This window comes from Streptomyces liliiviolaceus (genome assembly GCF_018070025.1).
Classification (GTDB): domain Bacteria; phylum Actinomycetota; class Actinomycetes; order Streptomycetales; family Streptomycetaceae; genus Streptomyces; species Streptomyces liliiviolaceus.
This window is the reverse complement of the sequence record NZ_JAGPYQ010000001.1, coordinates 1,778,155-1,793,641: the sequence shown is the minus strand read 5'-3', so window position 1 is coordinate 1,793,641 and position 15,487 is coordinate 1,778,155. Positions and strand designations below refer to the sequence as shown.

Genomic DNA, 15,487 nt, shown 5'->3' with positions numbered 1-15,487 from the left:
CTCCTCTCGCGGGTCAGTTCGACAGCAGGTCGCGGATCTTATCGCGGGCCTCACGCATGGGGCGGGACGCGCTGTGGCCGACGGTGTACGGGTAGAGCTGGCCGAGTTGGGTGTGCACGCGGCTCGACCGGGTGGAGCGGGTGGCCTCCACGGCCCGGTCGACCTCCTGGACTGCCGCGGTGAGGTCGCCGAGGAGGAAGTGGCATTCGGCGAGGCCGATGCAGTCGAGGGCGTGGCTGCGGCCTGCCTCGGAGCCGCGTCTGCTCAGCGCGCGGCGGATCTCGATAGCCGCTGTCTCTGCATGCCGGCCGGGGTCCTGGCGGGCGAGGTCGAGGAGCCGTCCGCCGGTGACCCCGGCAAGCTCGGCTTCGTCGAAGTAGTCGATCCAGAAGGGCTCGTCACCGGAGCCGGCCGAAGCCAGGCAGTCCGCCGCCTGAGCGGTCGCGCGATGGAAGGCCGCGATGCGCCCCATCGCGGAGAGGGCCCATGCCTCGCGGGTGTGGAGCATGGCGCGGACGCGGGGACCGGCGGTATCGCGGGAACCCTCCTGGGCGAGCCGGATGAGTTCGAGTGCGTCCTGTGGCCTGTCGCGGTAGAGCATCTGGCGGGCCATGCCCGCCAGGACGTTGGCGCCGAAGACCGTGTCCTGGGCGGCGTGCGAGGCGCGTAAGGCGAGGAGGTAGTAGTTCTGTGCGCCGCGCTGGAGACCCGAGTCCCAGGCCATGGTGGCTGCTGTGCCGCCGAGTTGGGCCATGACTTGGTACAGGCGTCGCTCCACGTGGGGCGTCTGGTGCTCGTCGAGGTGGGCGGCGACTTCGCTGAGCTGGCCGAGCACCGCTTTGCGGCGCAGGCCGCCGCCGTAGCGGTGGTCCCAGGCACGGAACGCGCGGGCCGTCGACTCCAGTTCGTCCATCTCCCGCTCCCCAAGCCGCCCCCGTCGGCGGGGCGGTGCGGAGCGGGCCGGGGCTTGTAGCCAGCCTTCGAGCGGGTCGAGGAGCGCGGCTCCTGCCACCGCGGTGCCGGCGAGGGCGCGGGTGACCGCGCGTCGGTCCATCACGAGATCGCTCCTCGTCAGCTCGACAGCCAGATCCACGGTAGTGGCCGGTTGCCACGGGATCTGCTCTGCCCCTGGCCGCTCACCATTCCGTTCGCTCGGAGAAACGACCACGCGCCGGGCCTCCCAGGGCCGGGGCGCGAGCCCGAGGAGGTGACCGGGGATCCGGAGGCCGTCGGAGATCCGGCGGATCACGTCGAAGCTGGTGACCTGCTGGTTCCCGCTGATGATCGCGGAGACCTTGCCGGGGGTGAGGTGGCAGGCGGCGGCGATGCGGTTCTGGGACAGGCCGCCGTACTTCTTGATCAGAGCGAAGGCGCCTGCGAAGTCGTGCTCCGCCAGCGCACGGCGGACGTCCTCACGGTCGAAGAGGTCCGGGTCGAACAGGCCGGGGGTGGTGGCGTCCATGCGGGCCAACTTCCGGTGGTCTCGTGCGCGATCAAGTCTCTGGTGACGAGGACGACGAGTGTATTCCCGCCTCGGTAACACCTGCTGGTCATACCGCAGTTGTCACGTCAGGCCGAAGCTGAGGAGTGCCCACCGGGACGTGCCGGACCGGACAAGGGCAGCTGCAACCGGCCGAGCGAGAGGGAACCCATGAGCGCGCATCCCGGGCGGTCCACGCTTACCTCGTCCGTGAGGACAGGCGGGCTGCTCCAGCCACGGCTGTTCGCCGCCGGCCAGGACTGGGATGCCATCCGGGTGGAAGCCGGGCCCGGCCTGCGGGCGCTGCGGTTCCTGGAGTCCGCGGACGCAGCGGTGGGGCCCGTACTGCACGACCGGGGGAGCAGACGCCTCTACTTCCTCACCCCGCCGGGTTCCGCCGGCGCGTGGGAGAGGGAGGGGACGCGGGCGCTCGGTCGCGGTTCGTGGGTCGTGCTGGTCCCGTCCGGGTGGGACGGGTCGGTGCGGTGGGTGAGCGGGCCGTTCGACGGGCCCGCGTTCACGGACCCGGCGGAGCTCGCGACGGCACTGTCCGTGACGGGACTCAGCAGCCTCGCCGGGGAGGCCGGCCGATGAGCATCCGTGGCGTCGTCCGCCACCAGGAGTGGACGCTCCAGCCCGACCGCGAACCGGACGCCGAGCCGACCAGCTACGCGATGCAGTGCGCGGTCTGCGGCGAGACCTCTCCGGTGCACGGCGACTACTCCGCCCCGCAGGAGTGGGTGCTGGCCCACGGCGGCCGCAACCCGTCGCACCACACGTACCGGGAGATCATCACCCGCCCCTGGAGGGCGTGGTGGAAGCCGTGACCCCATCTTTCACCGTCCCGCGGAGGTCTCATGACAACGACGAGCACGAACCCGCAGGCTCCCTTCGACGCCGCCCCCGTACGGCTCGTGGCCAGCCCGTTCCTCGCGCAGTTTCTCCTCCTCCAGCCGGGTCGCGCGGCCGGTGTGCGCATTCCCGAGGCCCGATACGAGGAACTGCGCAGCGCGAGCGCGGAAGGCGAGCGCGTACCGGCCTGGCTCGTCGAGGCCGCGCGGCAGGCGTGGGGCACGGGGCTGCCCGACTCACCGGTGGGTGACGTCGTCCTTGTCCGTGAACGGTCGCCGTACGGGTACGGGAAGGCGTCCTGGGAGATCAACCTCGGCTGCGACTACGACTGCGAGTTCTGCTACCTCGGCGAGAAGCGGTTCGAGGGCCTGGACTGGGCCGGCAAGCAGCAGCTCCTCCGGACGATGCGGGACGCCGGCGTGCTATGGCTGCAGATCACCGGCGGTGAGGCGCTCATCGACCGTGAGTTCGGCGCGGCGTACGAGTACGCCCATCAGCTCGGGATGATGGTCCAGGTCTCCTCGAACGGGTCCTCCCTGCGGAAGAGGCCGATCCGGGAGCTGTTCGCCCGCCAGCGACCGTACCGGCTGACGCTGAGCGTGTACGGGGCGACCGCCGGCACCTACGACAAGGTCACCCGCAACCGCGGTGCGTTCGACCGGTTCGTTCAGGGCCTGGACACCGCCCGCGAGGACCGGCTGCCTGTCCGGCTCAACGTGATCGTGTCAGACGACAACGCCGACGAGGTCGACGCGATGGTGGCCCTGTGCGAGCGCTACGGCTTCCCGCACCAGGTCTTCACCAACATGTCGCCGACGATCGACGGTGAGGCGAACCCGCTGGCGACCCAGGCCGAGGGCCGCATCAAGGCCCGCAGCGTCTTCACCGGCTGCAACGCGGGCCGGACGTTCTTCCACGTGAACCCGCACGGCATCGCCTCGGTCTGCAAGGTCGGCCGCGACCCGAACGTGAACCTCGTGACCGAGGGCGTCGCCGCCCTCCCCCGACTCGGCGCGATCGCCGAGTCCCTTCAGCTCCGCACCGGTGGATGCTCCGGCTGCACGAAGGTCGGCTCGTGCCGCACGTGCCGGCCGCTGGCCAAGCTCTACCAGGAGGCGGGGGACCGACGAGAGCTCTACTGCCAACACGGAGGCTACGGATCATGACTCCACCCACCGCAACCCTGGCCACGGCCCGCGAGCCGGTGCCGCTCACCCTCGGACGCCGCCCGGAAGCGGGGGCGACCGGCCCGTTGCCGGTGCCGCTGCCCGTCGCGCCGATCAACGCGGACACCTTCCAGGTCATCGCCGACCTGGACGAAGCCGCGGAGGGCGCCGAGTGCAGCTGCTCGGCAGGCGACGACCAGCCCTACTAGCCCTCGGCTGTCGTACCGCCCGTTGCACCACGGGAGTGCCGCCCCGGCCGTAGGCTGGCCGGGGCGGCCTTCTGCCCCCCAAGCACCTGAGGAACCGCACGTGTCCATGTCCCGCATCCCCTTCGACCAGCTCCCCGCCGGCGTCCGCCAAGCCGTCGCCGACAAGACCGGCACACTGCAGGAAGCGACGACCGTGCAGGCAGGCATGAACTCCGGCATCGCCTCCGTACTCGAAACCGAGAGCGGCCGGGTCTTCGTCAAGGGCATCCGGACCGACCACCCCCAGGTCGCCGCCCAGCGCCGCGAGGCAGCAATCGCCCCGTACCTGCCGGCCTCCTGCCCCCGCCTGCACTGGCACCTCGAACTCGACAGCTGGAACCTGCTGGGATACGAGATGATCGACGGGCGCCATGCCGACTACACCCCCGGCTCGGCAGACCTGCCGCTTGTGGAGGCGGCCCTCGCCGAGCTGCAACAAACCCAGGCCCCAGCCGACATCGGCATCAAGAACGCCGTGGACCGCTGGGCAGACTACGCACCGCCGGGAACCCTCTCGCACTTCGACGGCAGCACCTTGCTGCACACCGACTACGCCCCGGACAACGTCCTCATCGCCGACGGCCGCGCCCGCCTCATCGACTGGGCCTGGCCCACGCGCGGCGCGGCCTGGATCGACCCCGGCGCCCTGGCACTGCGGCTGATGGAGGCTGGCCACCCCGTGGAATCCGCCCTCGCCTTCGCCGACCGCTTCCCGTCGTGGCGCGAGGCCGAGCCGGACGCACTCACCGCATTCGGTACGGCGACTGCGGCGCTGTGGCTGGAGATCGCCAGCGAGGACACGGTGCTGTGGAAGCGAGAGATGGCAGAGCGGGCGGCGGTCCTGGCCCGCGCCCTCGGCGAAGGCTCCTAAACGTCATTTCCCTTGACCAAGAGCATGATGTTTACCGCGGCCAGCGCCCACCGCCGCCTCCGCCGTCTGGTCGGAAAGAGGAGGCAAGAGCTTAGACGCAATGAGGCGAGCTTACGGACCGGAGCTCCTGGCCCGTCGGCGTGCCGTTCGGGGCAAAGGGGGTCAGACTTGAGGCATCGCGGGGTTCCCACGGAGGTGACCATGTGGACGTCCCCAGATGCCCCAAATGAAGACCGTGACGACGTTCCGGAGGAACAGGTTCTGCTGCAGTACGGAACCACCTGGTTCAAGACGGAGCCGGAGGGCTACTGGTCCCTCAGCTTGTGGGTTGGCCCACGCTCGGTTGAGGAGGTAACACGGCGAGTAGCGGGGCGCTCCGCCACGACAAGAGATCGGGTGAGACGCACGACCGCAGGTACTTTGCGGGAAGCAGGATTTTGTGTGCTCTTCAGCTGCTCAGAGGGTCATGTATCGGTGATGATGAAAGGAGCTATCACGCCGTGGCCAGATGAGGTCGCTACTGCGTTCAACGATTGCTTCGACCCACCGGAGGGAATCCAATGACCTCCTACGTAACCCGATACTTGGCCCAGCCCGGAACTTCGATCACCACGCTTACTTCGTGGGACGGCCGTCCCACTGGCGCATTTCTGCGTCAAGGCGAGGTGTTGCAGCTTCTCTGGCTCGTCTGGGACCTCTCTCCTCAATACGAGATCTGGCTGCGTGTGCCGGTCCACTCGTGGGCGTGGCAGGGTTTTTCGGAGCCGGACCTTATGGCCGAATTTGTGGTGAAGCATGCTAGTGGCGAAGCCGTGGTCGAGGCTGTCGGCCCAGCACGTGGCGGGTGGTCTGCTGTCTTTCTTGCGGCCCAAATGCCTGTCACCTCGGCCGACAGCCTGGCTATTGACGCGGCGCGTGCGCTCGCAGATGCCAAGGCTGACGAGCGCGAGCCGGCTCCTAACGACTTCAGCGAGCTCGTGGCTTCGCTCGCACTGGCCTGACTCCAGCCTGCCCTACGTCACAAGGATCGGTACTGGGGTTGACCGGCGCGCCGGTCTCCGAGGTGAAGACATAGTCCTCCTCCGGCCAGAGGTCCCGCGCGAGGGCCCGCTCGCGGTCCTGGATCTCCTTTTGGCTGGGAAAACCAAGCGGGCAGCAAACGGACCTGCCCGTCAACGGCGGCGAGGCTCCAGTAGCTCCACCAGACTCAGGCCGGTCTCGCCGTTGACGAGCCGGAGGGCAACCTCAGCGCGGGCAGCAAGATCAAGGGGTTCAAGGCCCTCGGTGTAGTAAGCGTGAACGACACGGTCCAGTCCCGCGCCGATCAAGGGCGCGGCGGTACGCAGCGACGCCTCCAGTGCGACTCCATCGATAGAGCCGCCATGCAGAATGATGTTTCGCGTCCGGTAAAGCCTCCGCAACGCAATCCGGAAGGCTTTGTTGACCTGCTGCAGTTGCTGCGTGGGGGCGACGATCAAGGCGGCCATGCGGTCGGCGGCAGCACGGTCGGAGAGTTTGGTGTTCTTAGTCAGCGCGAGGGCACCGGCGCCACCGGTTTCGAGCGCCTCCACGATGAGCTGGCAGCAGCGCAGGTTGGTGTCGGCTGCAGCAACCGCTGCGGAGAGGGCGTCGGGTTGGACAGGGGCGTGCCGGTGGGCAATGGTGGTGAGCTCGGCGCGGGGCCAAGAGCAGGCGAGGATGGCGGCCAGCCGGTCGGCTGCAACCGCCTTTCCGGAGCGTTCCTCACCTTTCGGGTCATCCGGATGTGACAGCAACGACTCGACGGCGGCCCAGCCGCCGGCGACGGCCGGGGTTAGCGCACCACGATTGACCGCAGCCGCCAGCTCCAGGGCGTCGTCGATGCGGGTCCGGTAGCCTTCTACCTTGTAGAGGTGGCCTTCGTGGACAAGAGACAGAACGTCCGCCCCTCGGGCGGGAGGACTGAGCGGCACCGGGGTGTGGTGGCCTGCGACCCAGATGGACGGCAGGGGTGCGACCCCTCCGCGGTCCTTACGCAGGAACTCCGCCCGTGCGGTCATCCGCTCCAGCAGCTGGCGAGCCTGGCCAGCCGCGCCATAGGCGTCCCAGGCACGAACCGTGTAGACGAACCCGCCGCCAGCCCGGAACCCAGTCGTGTCGTGTCCGTTCTCCCTAAGCCACGCAACGACCGCGCCCTTGTTACGCCAGTTCGGCAGCGGCTCGGCCAGGTCGCGTCGGGGCACCTTGTCCAAGGCGATCAGCACCTCGAAGTCTCGCTTACCCTGAGCCGCCAGGTCCGCGGCCGCGAGAACGACGTCCACCGTCGTCGGAGCGGATCGGGCGGTCTGACGAGCCCAGGCCAGCAGGTAGCTACTGCTATATCCGAGGTCCAGCAGGTGCGCAGCCACGGTGCGGGATAGCCGCTCCGGCTTGACCGATCCGGCCCTGACTGCGTCGGCCCACCGCTCTAGGTAGCCCTCCCGGGCGTATTCGATGATCACCCTCAGGCGGCGGTGCTCAGGGCTTGGATCCACCAGCGAGCGCTTCAGCAGCTCGGTGATCTCCTTGCGCAGGTCCTTCTCGCCGAGCCCGCGGTCCGGGCCGATCAACGCGCTCAGCTCATTGCGCTGCCAGTCACAGGCCGTGGACGACAGCACGTTACGGGCCTGCCAGCGGCAGGCTTCCCACAGCTCCTCAAGCGCAAGGACGGAGCCAACATCCCACAGGCGCCGCGGCCACGGCGTTCCCGCGTCCTGAAAGTAGTCGACCATACGTGCCAGGACGTGCTGGGCAACCGTGTCCACCGCTGGAGAGTTCACCGCAGCACTCTAACGGGGCCACGCATCGCCTTCCTGCGCGTTCCATGCCGGTGTGCTACTGTCTAGGCAGACTTAAAGGAGCACTCGCCACATCGTGGCCACTGCTCCTTTTTTCTTTGCCGACGCCTCCTGTCTGTTGCCTGGATCAGACTGTGCCGTGCCGCTCTCGCAACCGCACAGTCCCCTCGAGGCACGTGGCCAGCGTTCCGTGGGGCCCAAAAACACGAATCGCCACCCACGTGAGCTGCGATGACCGGGGCCCCAGGGTACGGATCGTAGTCTCAGCTTTGGTCTCATTCACGGCTATCCGCTGGGGTTCAGCCGATGGCCCCGAACTCACTTCGCCGCAGGTCAGGACAGTGGCGTACCCGCCCGAACAGCACCGAGCAGAATTGGAAAGCGTGTTGGGGGCAACCTCTCACGGGTTCGAATCTCGTATCCTCGCTGCCGCCTGGGCCCTCGGCCTCGGCGGCGCAGGCCAGACCCTCGGCCGCACCCTGTACGCGGCCCTCGCCAGCCGCACCGGCGTCACCACCCGCACCGTCGCCATGATCACGCTCGGCGGGGTCACGACCGCCGCGTTCGCAATGGTCTCCGGCCCCTTCCCGCTCCTCGTGGGCATTGCGATCGCAGCTGGCGCGGTGCGCGGCAACCTCACCCTGCTCCAGGCCACCGCCGTAACGACCGCTGGGGCACCACCCACTACGGGCGCCTGTCCGGGCTACTGCCGGATGCCCTCGTCCACCACCTCATGCGTGAGACTCCCGCGTAGCACCCGCAGTAGCCTCCATGAGCCAGGTTTGACCGTTTCCGCCGAATCCCGTCTGTCGAGGCGTACAGTCCGATGCCATAGCACGCCAAGAGCGCCCAAGTCTTCTCTTCTTCTCCGCACAGGAGTTGCAAATGAGTGGTGACCCGTTACCTTCCGACTCGGCGTCTCTCTCGCCCGAAGCCTCCCAGGATATGACCAGCCAGGAGATGGACGGGGCCCTGTCGGCCATGGCTCGGGGTTCGTCCTTGTTGCTCCGGGAATGCGAATCCGAGCGGCGGCGGATGGAAGAGCTGAACGCACTCAGTGAGGCTGCCATCGAGCGCCGCATCGAAGACCAGGGATCGGTTTACGAAGCGGACTCCGTGCTGCTCTCGGTTCGCTTGGCGCTGGCCACCAGTTGCGCCAAGGGACACCGGGACGCTGCACGAGAGTTTGTCTGTTGGTGGCTGGACGCGGCCCTAGTGGCCTGGAAGTCCGCCGTCCAGGGGACACCATTGCATTACGCCCGAGTGAGTGCAGCCGCGCCGAACACCCTGATGACCGACGACGATCTGGCAGTGCTGCCAAAAGCTGACGAGCGGACCCGCCAATTAGTGGAGCTAGGCGCGTTCTTGGGTCCGGGTCCGGTATCCGGCCACGACGATGGCCTCGCAGCCATGACCGCCGATCTGGCGGCCCGCTCGGGACTGCTCGTCGGGCAAGACGAGGCGGGCAATATCAGGCTGTTGGATGGCGCCGATCCGGAGGCGCGGCGTCGCCGCCTTTGGGGAGACTTCTGGCTTGAGCACGGCATCCCGGCACTACCCGAGCCGGACGAACTTGATCTACTCCTCGGCCGTGGACCCGGCGAGGTTGCAGGCCGCTTGCGGAGCGCCGTTCAGGCAGTGATCCAAGCGACAATGGCCAGATCGCGCATAGCCGAGATGGAAAGCCACGAAGCTCCTTGGACGCCCGCGGAGATGGAGGAGTACGACCGCCTCTCTGACCAGTTGAGCCTCCTGACGAATCTCCTCGCCGATCTCGCACAGGCCATCACGGACAACCTGCCCGCGATCCGGGCCACCGCGCCGGCAGCCATAGACGCAACGGCAACAGAGCCGCGCGGCCCAGCAGGCTAACGTCCGTCAACAGAACTCAGGAAGGTTGCAGCACCCCCCGCACCCTGCCGTAGCGTGGCCTCACGATCACCGCGGGATGGGGGCCATGGAACCGAGAAGTGCTGCCGCTGTCGGGAAGGACTTCCCGTACACGCTGGACACCACGTGCTACATCGAGGTCCACGAGGACGGCCGAGTCACTCAGGGCGCGGAGCCTGATGCCTATCACCGGGCGGTCGCCGGAGAATCCCGACTCTTCGCTGTCTGGCCCGGGCAGTGGCGAAGCGACCTCTTCGCCATCGACGACCTGGACGAGTTCGCGCGGGCCCACGGCATAATCCACGACAAGGAACGAACTGGCCTTGCCGACCACGTCCACGACGTCCACTGGAGCCTGGCGGACCGGGAGCAGAATCCCCGCAGCCAGTACGTGAGCATTGATCTACGCCTCGCCTGCGGATGTTCTGTTAAGGATCGTCGCACCTTCGCTGCGCAAATGCGAGAGCAACAGGGTTGGGACCTGGCGGTCAGCGGCGGCTGGGGTTACCACACGGACGCGAACGGCACCACGTACACGTTCCGAGCCCGGCGCAAGAGCCTCAGTTCCTGAGTTACCACGGCAGCGAATGTGCTTCTGTGAAGTGCGATGTGATCGCGGTGGCGCCGCAACAACTCGGCCCGTTGGGAGAAGTCTGGGAGAAGATCTTCTCCCAGAGCCCTTGCGGGACCCTCCCAAACCAACCGAGTCCAACGCCCTGAGCTGCGAAGACGTCATCGCTTGCAGGTAGGCAGCCTACGTACCCTTCGTTCGGGACGAAGAGGTCGTGGGTTCAAATCCCGCCACCCCGACAGCCAAAACAGCAGGTGAGGCACCTACGGATTTCCGTAGGTGCCTCACCTGTTTTTGCTTGGGTGGTCGGCCGAGGTGTACGAGTCAGGGCGCCGTGGCCGAGCCGTCGTAGATGTTCTTCGGGGTTGCGACCGTTGTGATCGCGCGGGCGAGCAGGGTGGACGGCTCCTGGCCCTCGCTCAGGATGTCGGTGTTCATCATGACGACCAGGGTGGCCTTCTGCGGGGGCAGGTGGACCGTCACGGTCTCGTAGCCGGGGATGGAGCCGTTGTGGCCGATCCAGCCGTGGGTGTTGAGGATGCCGAGACCGTACGTGGTGCCGGGGATGCCGGTGGGCAGCGTCCTGAGCCGTTGCTTCTGGGTCCCGGGGCTGAGCAGCTGCCCGGTGGCGACGGACCTGGCCCAGGTACGCAGGTCGTGCAGGTTCGAGATCATCGCACCCGCCGCCCAGGCCCAGCTGGGGTTCCAGTCCGTCGCGTCGGCGACCTCGCCGCTCAGCGTCTGGTCGGTGTAGCCGCGCGGGTGCGGATGCGGGAACTCGTCGCCCTGCGGGAACAGTGTGTTGCGCAGGTGCGCCGGCCGCAGCACGCGGTCGTGGACGACGTCGGCCAGCCGGTGGCCTGTCACCTTTTCGATCACCATGCCCAGCAGGACGAGGTTGGAGTTGGAGTACTGGAACTTCGCGCCCGGGGCGAAGGTGTTGCGGTGCTTGAAGCCGTACGCGAGGGACTGGCGCGGGGTGAACGTGCGCTGCGGGTCGCTCAGCAGGTCTTGTACGAAGTCGGCGTCCTCGGTGTAGGGGAACAGGCCGCTCCGCATCCCCGCGAGGTGGCGGAGCGTGATGCGGTGGCCGTCGGGCACGCCCTTCACGTAGGCGGAGATCGGGTCGTCCAGGCCGACCCGGCCCTCGTCCACCAGCTCCAGCAGCGCGGTGACGGTGAACGTCTTGGTCTCGCTGCCGATCCGGACGAAGGAGTCGGCGCTCATCGGCTCACCGGTCCTCGTGTCGGCGACGCCCATGGAACGGACGTAACAGCCCTTGCCCGGCATCCACAGACCGACGACGGCCCCGGGGATGCCCGCCTTCCTCCCGACGTCGTCCATGGCCTTGTCGAGGCGGGACGTGAGCGTGCGGCCCAGGCCGTTCGGGCAGTCGCCCTCGCCGGGGTGGACGGCGGCCGGCCGCTGCTCCGCCACGGCGGGGTGGACCGCCGTCGGCGCCCACAGGGACGCGGCGAGCAGGGCTGCGCAGAGGGTACGGCGGACGGTGGGACGTCTCATTCGAGGGGGCCTCTTCCGGACGGGGGGTGGACGTCACGAACATCACCACCTCGGCCCGCGCCGCGGACCCGACCGCCCGCCCCCGCTCGTCCCCGTGTCGGGGAGTCCACTCGTTCGGCGCCACCGCCGGAACAGGCCGAACGTCCCGCGACGCAACTGTCAGCGCGTTCGACGAGTCGTACCCGCCGTGACCGGAACACGTACATACAGCGGCGTGACGTTGTCGCCCGCCTGCTCCACGGCAGTGGGCGTCGAGAGTCTGGCCCTCGCCGCGGTGGGGAGCTGGAGCGGCCTTCTCCTGGTCGTGCGGGGGCGGGTGGTCCCCGGGTGGGCACTGAGCGCGGCTCTCCTCGTCATGGCGCTCGTTCTTCGGTGGGTCCTCGCCCGGGCGGGTCGCCCGGCGCCGACGGATGCTGTGCGCCTCCCGCGGAAGCGAACCTGGCGAGCCGTATGGGTACCGCTGGGGACTCGTCTGCTGATCGTCACGGCGGTGCTCGGCACCGCGGGGGGAGCGGTGAACGATCAGGTCCTGGGCGCGGAGTACCACGTGCTGCGTCCCTCGGGGCCGGGAGGCTGCACGGCGGTGGTGCGTGAGGCGTCCTTTCTCATGAGCGGCGGTGGCGAGGCGTACGCGGTGGGGCGCACCGGCCTGGCCCTGGGCACGGCGGGCTCCTGGACCGTCGACGACGGCTATCGGCCCGTCGCCTCGGGCACGTACACCTTGGTCTGGGGGCGGGACGGTGGTCTTCTGCGGATCAGCGGCACGAGCACCGACCCGGTCGTCAGCGGGGGATCCGTCGACCTCGACTGCGGGTGGTGAGACCGCCACTGGCGACCGGTCGTCCCCGCGCCCGGTCAGATCGGTACCGCCACCCCCGTGAACGTCGTCTCCGGGGTCTGGGGGCTCGTGAAGCGGGCGTTTACCAGGTACAGGCGGTTGGCGTAGCGGGCCGCTGTGGTGGGGACGTCGAAGCGGGGGTCCGTGATCGTGCCGGTCAGGGTGGCCGTCGTGGACGTCGGGTTCAGGTGGAACACGCTGATCGTGTTCAGGCGGTTCTGGACCACGTACAGGGTGCGGCCGATGCGGTAGAGGCCGTCGCCGTTCACGACGTCCGGTACGCCGACCAGGGTGATGCGGGTGGCGTGGCCCGTCCGGACACTTACCTTGTACAGCTCTCCCGGGGTGCTCTTGACCACGATGAGGGCTCGGCCGTCGGCGGTGCCCACGATGCCGTTGGCGTTGTTGACGTCCGGGAGCTGGACCCAGTCGCCGGTGAGCGGCAGGGTGCGTACGGCTCCGGAGCGGCCCCTCGGGACCGCGTACAGCGCCGCCGCGCGGGAGTCCGTGAACCATGCCCTGTCGCCCAGCAGTGTCACGTCGTTGATGAAGTGGCCGGTCGCTTCGCTCAGTTGGTGTGTTGCCACCACATTGCCCGTACGGGAGTCGTGTGTACGGGCCACTCCCGTGTTGCCCGCCACGTACAGCAGGCCGTCGTGGTCGAGTTTCAGGCCCACCGCCACCAGGCCCGTGGCGCCCGCGAAAAGGGTTTCGCCCACGCCCGTACGCAGGTCGGTGCGGTGGATCGCGCCGTTCGCACGCGAGCCCATGTACGCGTACGGCTCGCTGCCGATGGCTATCCCTTCGGGGAGGAAGCCGTTGGGGAGAGGGAACTCCGTCGGCCACTTTCGCGAGGACCCCCTCGCGGCTGCGGTCGCCGTCCCTGTGCCGGTCGCCGCCGCCAGCGCCGTGAGCGCCGCGCCGCCCAGGAGCGTTCTCCTGGAGGGGGTCATTCCGTCACGGGTCCTCTTGGTACCACTCGTCCTGCGGGTCTCGTGCGGCATCGTTCCGGGCCTCCTTGGAAGGCTGAGAACTGCAACTGCGGTTGGGTACGCGGCCGTTCCTGCGATGGCGGCCGTGGCGCGCTCGTTCATCCTGACCCAACACCGGCGCTCCTCCCCCTCCCGTACCTCGTATCGACAGGGGATCGACAGCTTGGCCCGCCCAAGGACAGCGGGTACGTGGCGTCTCAGCCGTTCCAGCTCTCGTCGTACGGGTCGCGGGGCGCCTTGATCGGCTTGGCCTCCGTGACGTCCAGGAACGGGACGACCCCTCCGTTCACCGGGTCCTTCGTCCGCTTCCCGGTGTACGTGCCCGTGACCTCCAGCCAGGTGTCCGGGCGCAGGACCGTGGGCGTGTGGCCGGTCAGGCCTATCTTCACCGGCTGGGCGTCCGCCGCGCAGCAACTGAGCGCCATGCGCACCAGATAGGGCGTGCCGTCACCGCCCATCGCCAGGAAGCCCGCCGTCCTGATACGGCGGTCGTCGAGCGAGCGGCCGTGGTCGTACGCGGCGCGGCCCGCGTAGTCGACGAGGCTCAGGCGGACGGGGTCCCCCTCGGGAAGGTCGGCGAACCCCCACGGCTGTTTCTGCAGGGCCGTCCCCGTGCGCATCGCGCTGTACGAGCCGAGCGCCGGCGGGGCCACCAGGACGAGGGCCAGGAGGGGGAGGGTCATGAGCCAGGCGACGCCGGGTTCCCGGTGGGCGTGCGCATGAGGGCGGGGGTCGGAGCCGGGGTGGGCGTCCGGCTGTGTCCGGCGTTCGCGGCGGTCGTACCAGAGCGTCGCGATCGCCGTCGCCATCAGGACCACCCCCGCCGCCAGCAGCAGCGGCCTCAACCCCGCCTTGACGTACCGCAGATAGAGGTCGGTGAGGCCCGCGTGCAGGATCGCTCCGCCGGTGAGGAAGAGCACCGCTGCCTGTGCCTGGCGGTTCACAGGAGCACCGCCCCGACCAGGGACGACACCAGGACGGCCAGCGCGAAGGTGGCGGGCGCGAAGCGCAGGGCGAAACCGCGGCCGAACGTCGCCGTCTGCATCGCGAAGAGCTTCAGGTCGATCATCGGGCCGACGACCAGGAAGGCCAGCCGGGCCGTCAGGGAGAACTGGGTGAGGGACGCGGCCACGAAGGCGTCCGCCTCGGAGCAGATGGACAGGAGTACGGCCAGGACCGCCAGGGCGAGGATCGACACCACCATGTTGTCGGCGGCGTATCCGAGCCAGTCCGCCGGGACCACCGCCTTGAGCGTCGCCGCGGCCATCGCGCCGACGACCAGGAACCCTCCCGCGTGCATCACGTCGTGCCGTACCGATCCCCAGAACGCCGCCCCCTTGCCCTGTCCCTCCCAGGAGGGGCGCTCCGGCGGGCGCAGCCAGTCCGCGCGGCCCAGCCGGTGCCAGAGCCAGCCCATCGCGCAGGCCACCAGCAGGCTCGCCACGAAACGGGCCAGGACCATCTCCGGCTCGCCCGGGAACGCGACCGCGGTCGCCGTCAGCACGATCGGGTTGATCGCGGGCGCCGACAGCAGGAACGCGAGCGCCGCCGCGGGCGTGACGCCCCGGCGCACCAGCGCCCCGGCCACCGGCACGGAGGCGCACTCGCAGCCCGGCAGCACCGCTCCGGCCATGCCCGCGACCGGTACCGCGAGGGCGGGCCTCTTCGGCAGCGCGCGGGCGAAGAACGACGGCGGGACGAACACCGCGATGACCGCCGACAGCATCACGCCGAGCACCAGGAAGGGCAGCGCCTGCACGATCACCGCGACGAACACGGTCATCCAGCTCTGCATCACCGGCGCGGACAGCGCCCCGCGGATGGGGTCCTGGAGCACCACGCCCGCGAGCAGCAGCATGGTCAGGACGAGGGGGGAGTTGAACTGCCAGCCCTTCGGCCCACCGGTGTCCGCTGTCGTATCGGCCGTCGAATCGGCCGTCGTATCGGCTGTGGCTTGCGCCGTCGTGCCGTGCGTCTCGCGGTCCTCAACCCCGGGCTGCCTGGCGTCGGTTGTGGTCACGGGAGAGGTACCTCCGGTAGGGAAGGGCTTCGTCGGTGGATCGCCCTCCACCTTCAGTACGCCCGTTCCGGCACAGCTTCTCATCCCGGTACGCCACGGGTTCCCGGAGCCGGTTCCTGGCCCCGTCCTGGCGCCGGTTCCCTCGCGGCAGGCCACCGTGCAACCGCCCGTACCCGTGAGGCAGTCTGTGCTGTTGTGGGGAGCCTTCCGAATCAGAGCGGA

15 protein-coding genes and 1 pseudogene are annotated in these 15,487 nt (G+C 68.9%); 10 read left to right on the top strand and 6 right to left on the bottom strand.

The genetic code is table 11. The features are described 5' to 3' along the window. Nucleotides 1-13: 13 nt before the first annotated feature. On the bottom strand, nt 14-1,462 hold the full coding sequence (locus J8N05_RS07910; protein ID WP_210881737.1) for a hypothetical protein: 1,449 nt from the start codon (nt 1,460-1,462) through the stop codon (nt 14-16). Nucleotides 1,463-1,651: 189 nt separating this feature from the next. On the opposite strand from J8N05_RS07910, the gene J8N05_RS07905 reads away from it, so the two are divergent. From J8N05_RS07905 to J8N05_RS07880, 6 genes are all read left to right on the top strand, one after another. Beyond that, nucleotides 1,652-2,074: a hypothetical protein gene (locus J8N05_RS07905; protein WP_210881736.1), complete on the top strand. Its 423-nt coding sequence runs from the start codon at nt 1,652-1,654 to the stop codon at nt 2,072-2,074. Beyond that, entirely contained in the window at nt 2,071-2,307 is a 237-nt protein-coding gene (locus tag J8N05_RS07900) for a DUF7848 domain-containing protein (protein WP_210881735.1), read from the top strand. The genes J8N05_RS07905 and J8N05_RS07900 overlap by 4 nt, the downstream gene beginning before the upstream one ends. A 30-nt stretch (nt 2,308-2,337) precedes the next feature. Beyond that, nucleotides 2,338-3,498: a radical SAM protein gene (locus J8N05_RS07895; protein ID WP_247706190.1), complete on the top strand. Its 1,161-nt coding sequence runs from the start codon at nt 2,338-2,340 to the stop codon at nt 3,496-3,498. Further along, nucleotides 3,495-3,707: a hypothetical protein gene (locus J8N05_RS07890; RefSeq protein WP_210881734.1), complete on the top strand. Its 213-nt coding sequence runs from the start codon at nt 3,495-3,497 to the stop codon at nt 3,705-3,707. Before J8N05_RS07895 ends, J8N05_RS07890 begins: the two co-directional genes overlap by 4 nt. A gap of 106 nt (nt 3,708-3,813) precedes the next feature. Then, nucleotides 3,814-4,617 (top strand): phosphotransferase family protein, encoded by an 804-nt coding sequence (locus J8N05_RS07885; protein WP_247706189.1) that lies wholly within the window; start codon nt 3,814-3,816, stop codon nt 4,615-4,617. A gap of 560 nt (nt 4,618-5,177) precedes the next feature. Further along, entirely contained in the window at nt 5,178-5,618 is a 441-nt protein-coding gene (locus J8N05_RS07880) for a hypothetical protein (protein WP_210881732.1), read from the top strand. 171 nt (nt 5,619-5,789) lie between these two features. On the opposite strand, the gene J8N05_RS07875 is transcribed toward J8N05_RS07880, so the two are convergent. Further along, on the bottom strand, nt 5,790-7,415 hold the full coding sequence (locus tag J8N05_RS07875; protein ID WP_210881731.1) for a hypothetical protein: 1,626 nt from the start codon (nt 7,413-7,415) through the stop codon (nt 5,790-5,792). Between the two features lie 446 nt (nt 7,416-7,861). Here J8N05_RS07875 and J8N05_RS47260 point away from each other — a divergent pair. The 3 genes and pseudogenes from J8N05_RS47260 to J8N05_RS07865 form a co-directional block, all read left to right on the top strand. Then, nucleotides 7,862-8,142 (top strand): annotated as a pseudogene (locus J8N05_RS47260) (MFS transporter); the annotation flags it as partial. A gap of 236 nt (nt 8,143-8,378) precedes the next feature. Then, nucleotides 8,379-9,305 carry a hypothetical protein gene (locus J8N05_RS07870; RefSeq protein WP_210881730.1) on the top strand — a complete coding sequence of 309 codons (927 nt, stop codon included), beginning with the start codon at nt 8,379-8,381 and terminating at the stop codon, nt 9,303-9,305. Between the two features lie 85 nt (nt 9,306-9,390). Beyond that, nucleotides 9,391-9,894: a hypothetical protein gene (locus J8N05_RS07865; protein ID WP_247706188.1), complete on the top strand. Its 504-nt coding sequence runs from the start codon at nt 9,391-9,393 to the stop codon at nt 9,892-9,894. A 324-nt stretch (nt 9,895-10,218) separates the two neighbouring features. Here the strand turns inward: J8N05_RS07865 and J8N05_RS07860 are convergent, their stop codons facing one another. Then, nucleotides 10,219-11,415 (bottom strand): serine hydrolase domain-containing protein, encoded by a 1,197-nt coding sequence (locus tag J8N05_RS07860; RefSeq protein ID WP_210881728.1) that lies wholly within the window; start codon nt 11,413-11,415, stop codon nt 10,219-10,221. Between the two features lie 214 nt (nt 11,416-11,629). On the opposite strand from J8N05_RS07860, the gene J8N05_RS07855 reads away from it, so the two are divergent. Then, nucleotides 11,630-12,235 carry a hypothetical protein gene (locus J8N05_RS07855; RefSeq protein WP_210881727.1) on the top strand — a complete coding sequence of 202 codons (606 nt, stop codon included), beginning with the start codon at nt 11,630-11,632 and terminating at the stop codon, nt 12,233-12,235. A 35-nt stretch (nt 12,236-12,270) separates the two neighbouring features. On the opposite strand, the gene J8N05_RS07850 is transcribed toward J8N05_RS07855, so the two are convergent. From J8N05_RS07850 to J8N05_RS07840, 3 genes are all read right to left on the bottom strand, one after another. Further along, the gene (locus J8N05_RS07850) at nt 12,271-13,206 is read right to left on the bottom strand and encodes an SMP-30/gluconolactonase/LRE family protein (RefSeq protein WP_210890063.1); all 936 of its coding nucleotides are present in this window, start codon (nt 13,204-13,206) and stop codon (nt 12,271-12,273) included. 236 nt (nt 13,207-13,442) lie between these two features. After that, nucleotides 13,443-14,189, bottom strand: a complete 747-nt coding sequence (locus tag J8N05_RS07845) for a TIGR03943 family putative permease subunit (protein WP_210881726.1) — start codon at nt 14,187-14,189, stop codon at nt 13,443-13,445. Beyond that, complete coding sequence (locus J8N05_RS07840; protein ID WP_407699890.1) at nt 14,186-15,265, bottom strand: permease; 1,080 nt, start codon at nt 15,263-15,265, stop codon at nt 14,186-14,188. The genes J8N05_RS07845 and J8N05_RS07840 overlap by 4 nt, the downstream gene beginning before the upstream one ends. Nucleotides 15,266-15,487: the final 222 nt, after the last annotated feature.

Excerpts from the sequence above, each read along its gene's own strand:
- J8N05_RS07910 (WP_210881737.1), bottom strand. The coding sequence starts at position 1,462 with ATGGACGCCACCACCCCCGGCCTGTTCGACCCGGACCTCTTCGACCGT.
- J8N05_RS07905 (WP_210881736.1), top strand. The coding sequence starts at position 1,652 with ATGAGCGCGCATCCCGGGCGGTCCACGCTTACCTCGTCCGTGAGGACA.
- J8N05_RS07900 (WP_210881735.1), top strand. The coding sequence starts at position 2,071 with ATGAGCATCCGTGGCGTCGTCCGCCACCAGGAGTGGACGCTCCAGCCC.
- J8N05_RS07895 (WP_247706190.1), top strand. The coding sequence starts at position 2,338 with ATGACAACGACGAGCACGAACCCGCAGGCTCCCTTCGACGCCGCCCCC.
- J8N05_RS07890 (WP_210881734.1), top strand. The coding sequence starts at position 3,495 with ATGACTCCACCCACCGCAACCCTGGCCACGGCCCGCGAGCCGGTGCCG.
- J8N05_RS07885 (WP_247706189.1), top strand. The coding sequence starts at position 3,814 with ATGTCCCGCATCCCCTTCGACCAGCTCCCCGCCGGCGTCCGCCAAGCC.
- J8N05_RS07880 (WP_210881732.1), top strand. The coding sequence starts at position 5,178 with ATGACCTCCTACGTAACCCGATACTTGGCCCAGCCCGGAACTTCGATC.
- J8N05_RS07870 (WP_210881730.1), top strand. The coding sequence starts at position 8,379 with ATGACCAGCCAGGAGATGGACGGGGCCCTGTCGGCCATGGCTCGGGGT.
- J8N05_RS07865 (WP_247706188.1), top strand. The coding sequence starts at position 9,391 with ATGGAACCGAGAAGTGCTGCCGCTGTCGGGAAGGACTTCCCGTACACG.
- J8N05_RS07860 (WP_210881728.1), bottom strand. The coding sequence starts at position 11,415 with ATGAGACGTCCCACCGTCCGCCGTACCCTCTGCGCAGCCCTGCTCGCC.
- J8N05_RS07850 (WP_210890063.1), bottom strand. The coding sequence starts at position 13,206 with ATGACCCCCTCCAGGAGAACGCTCCTGGGCGGCGCGGCGCTCACGGCG.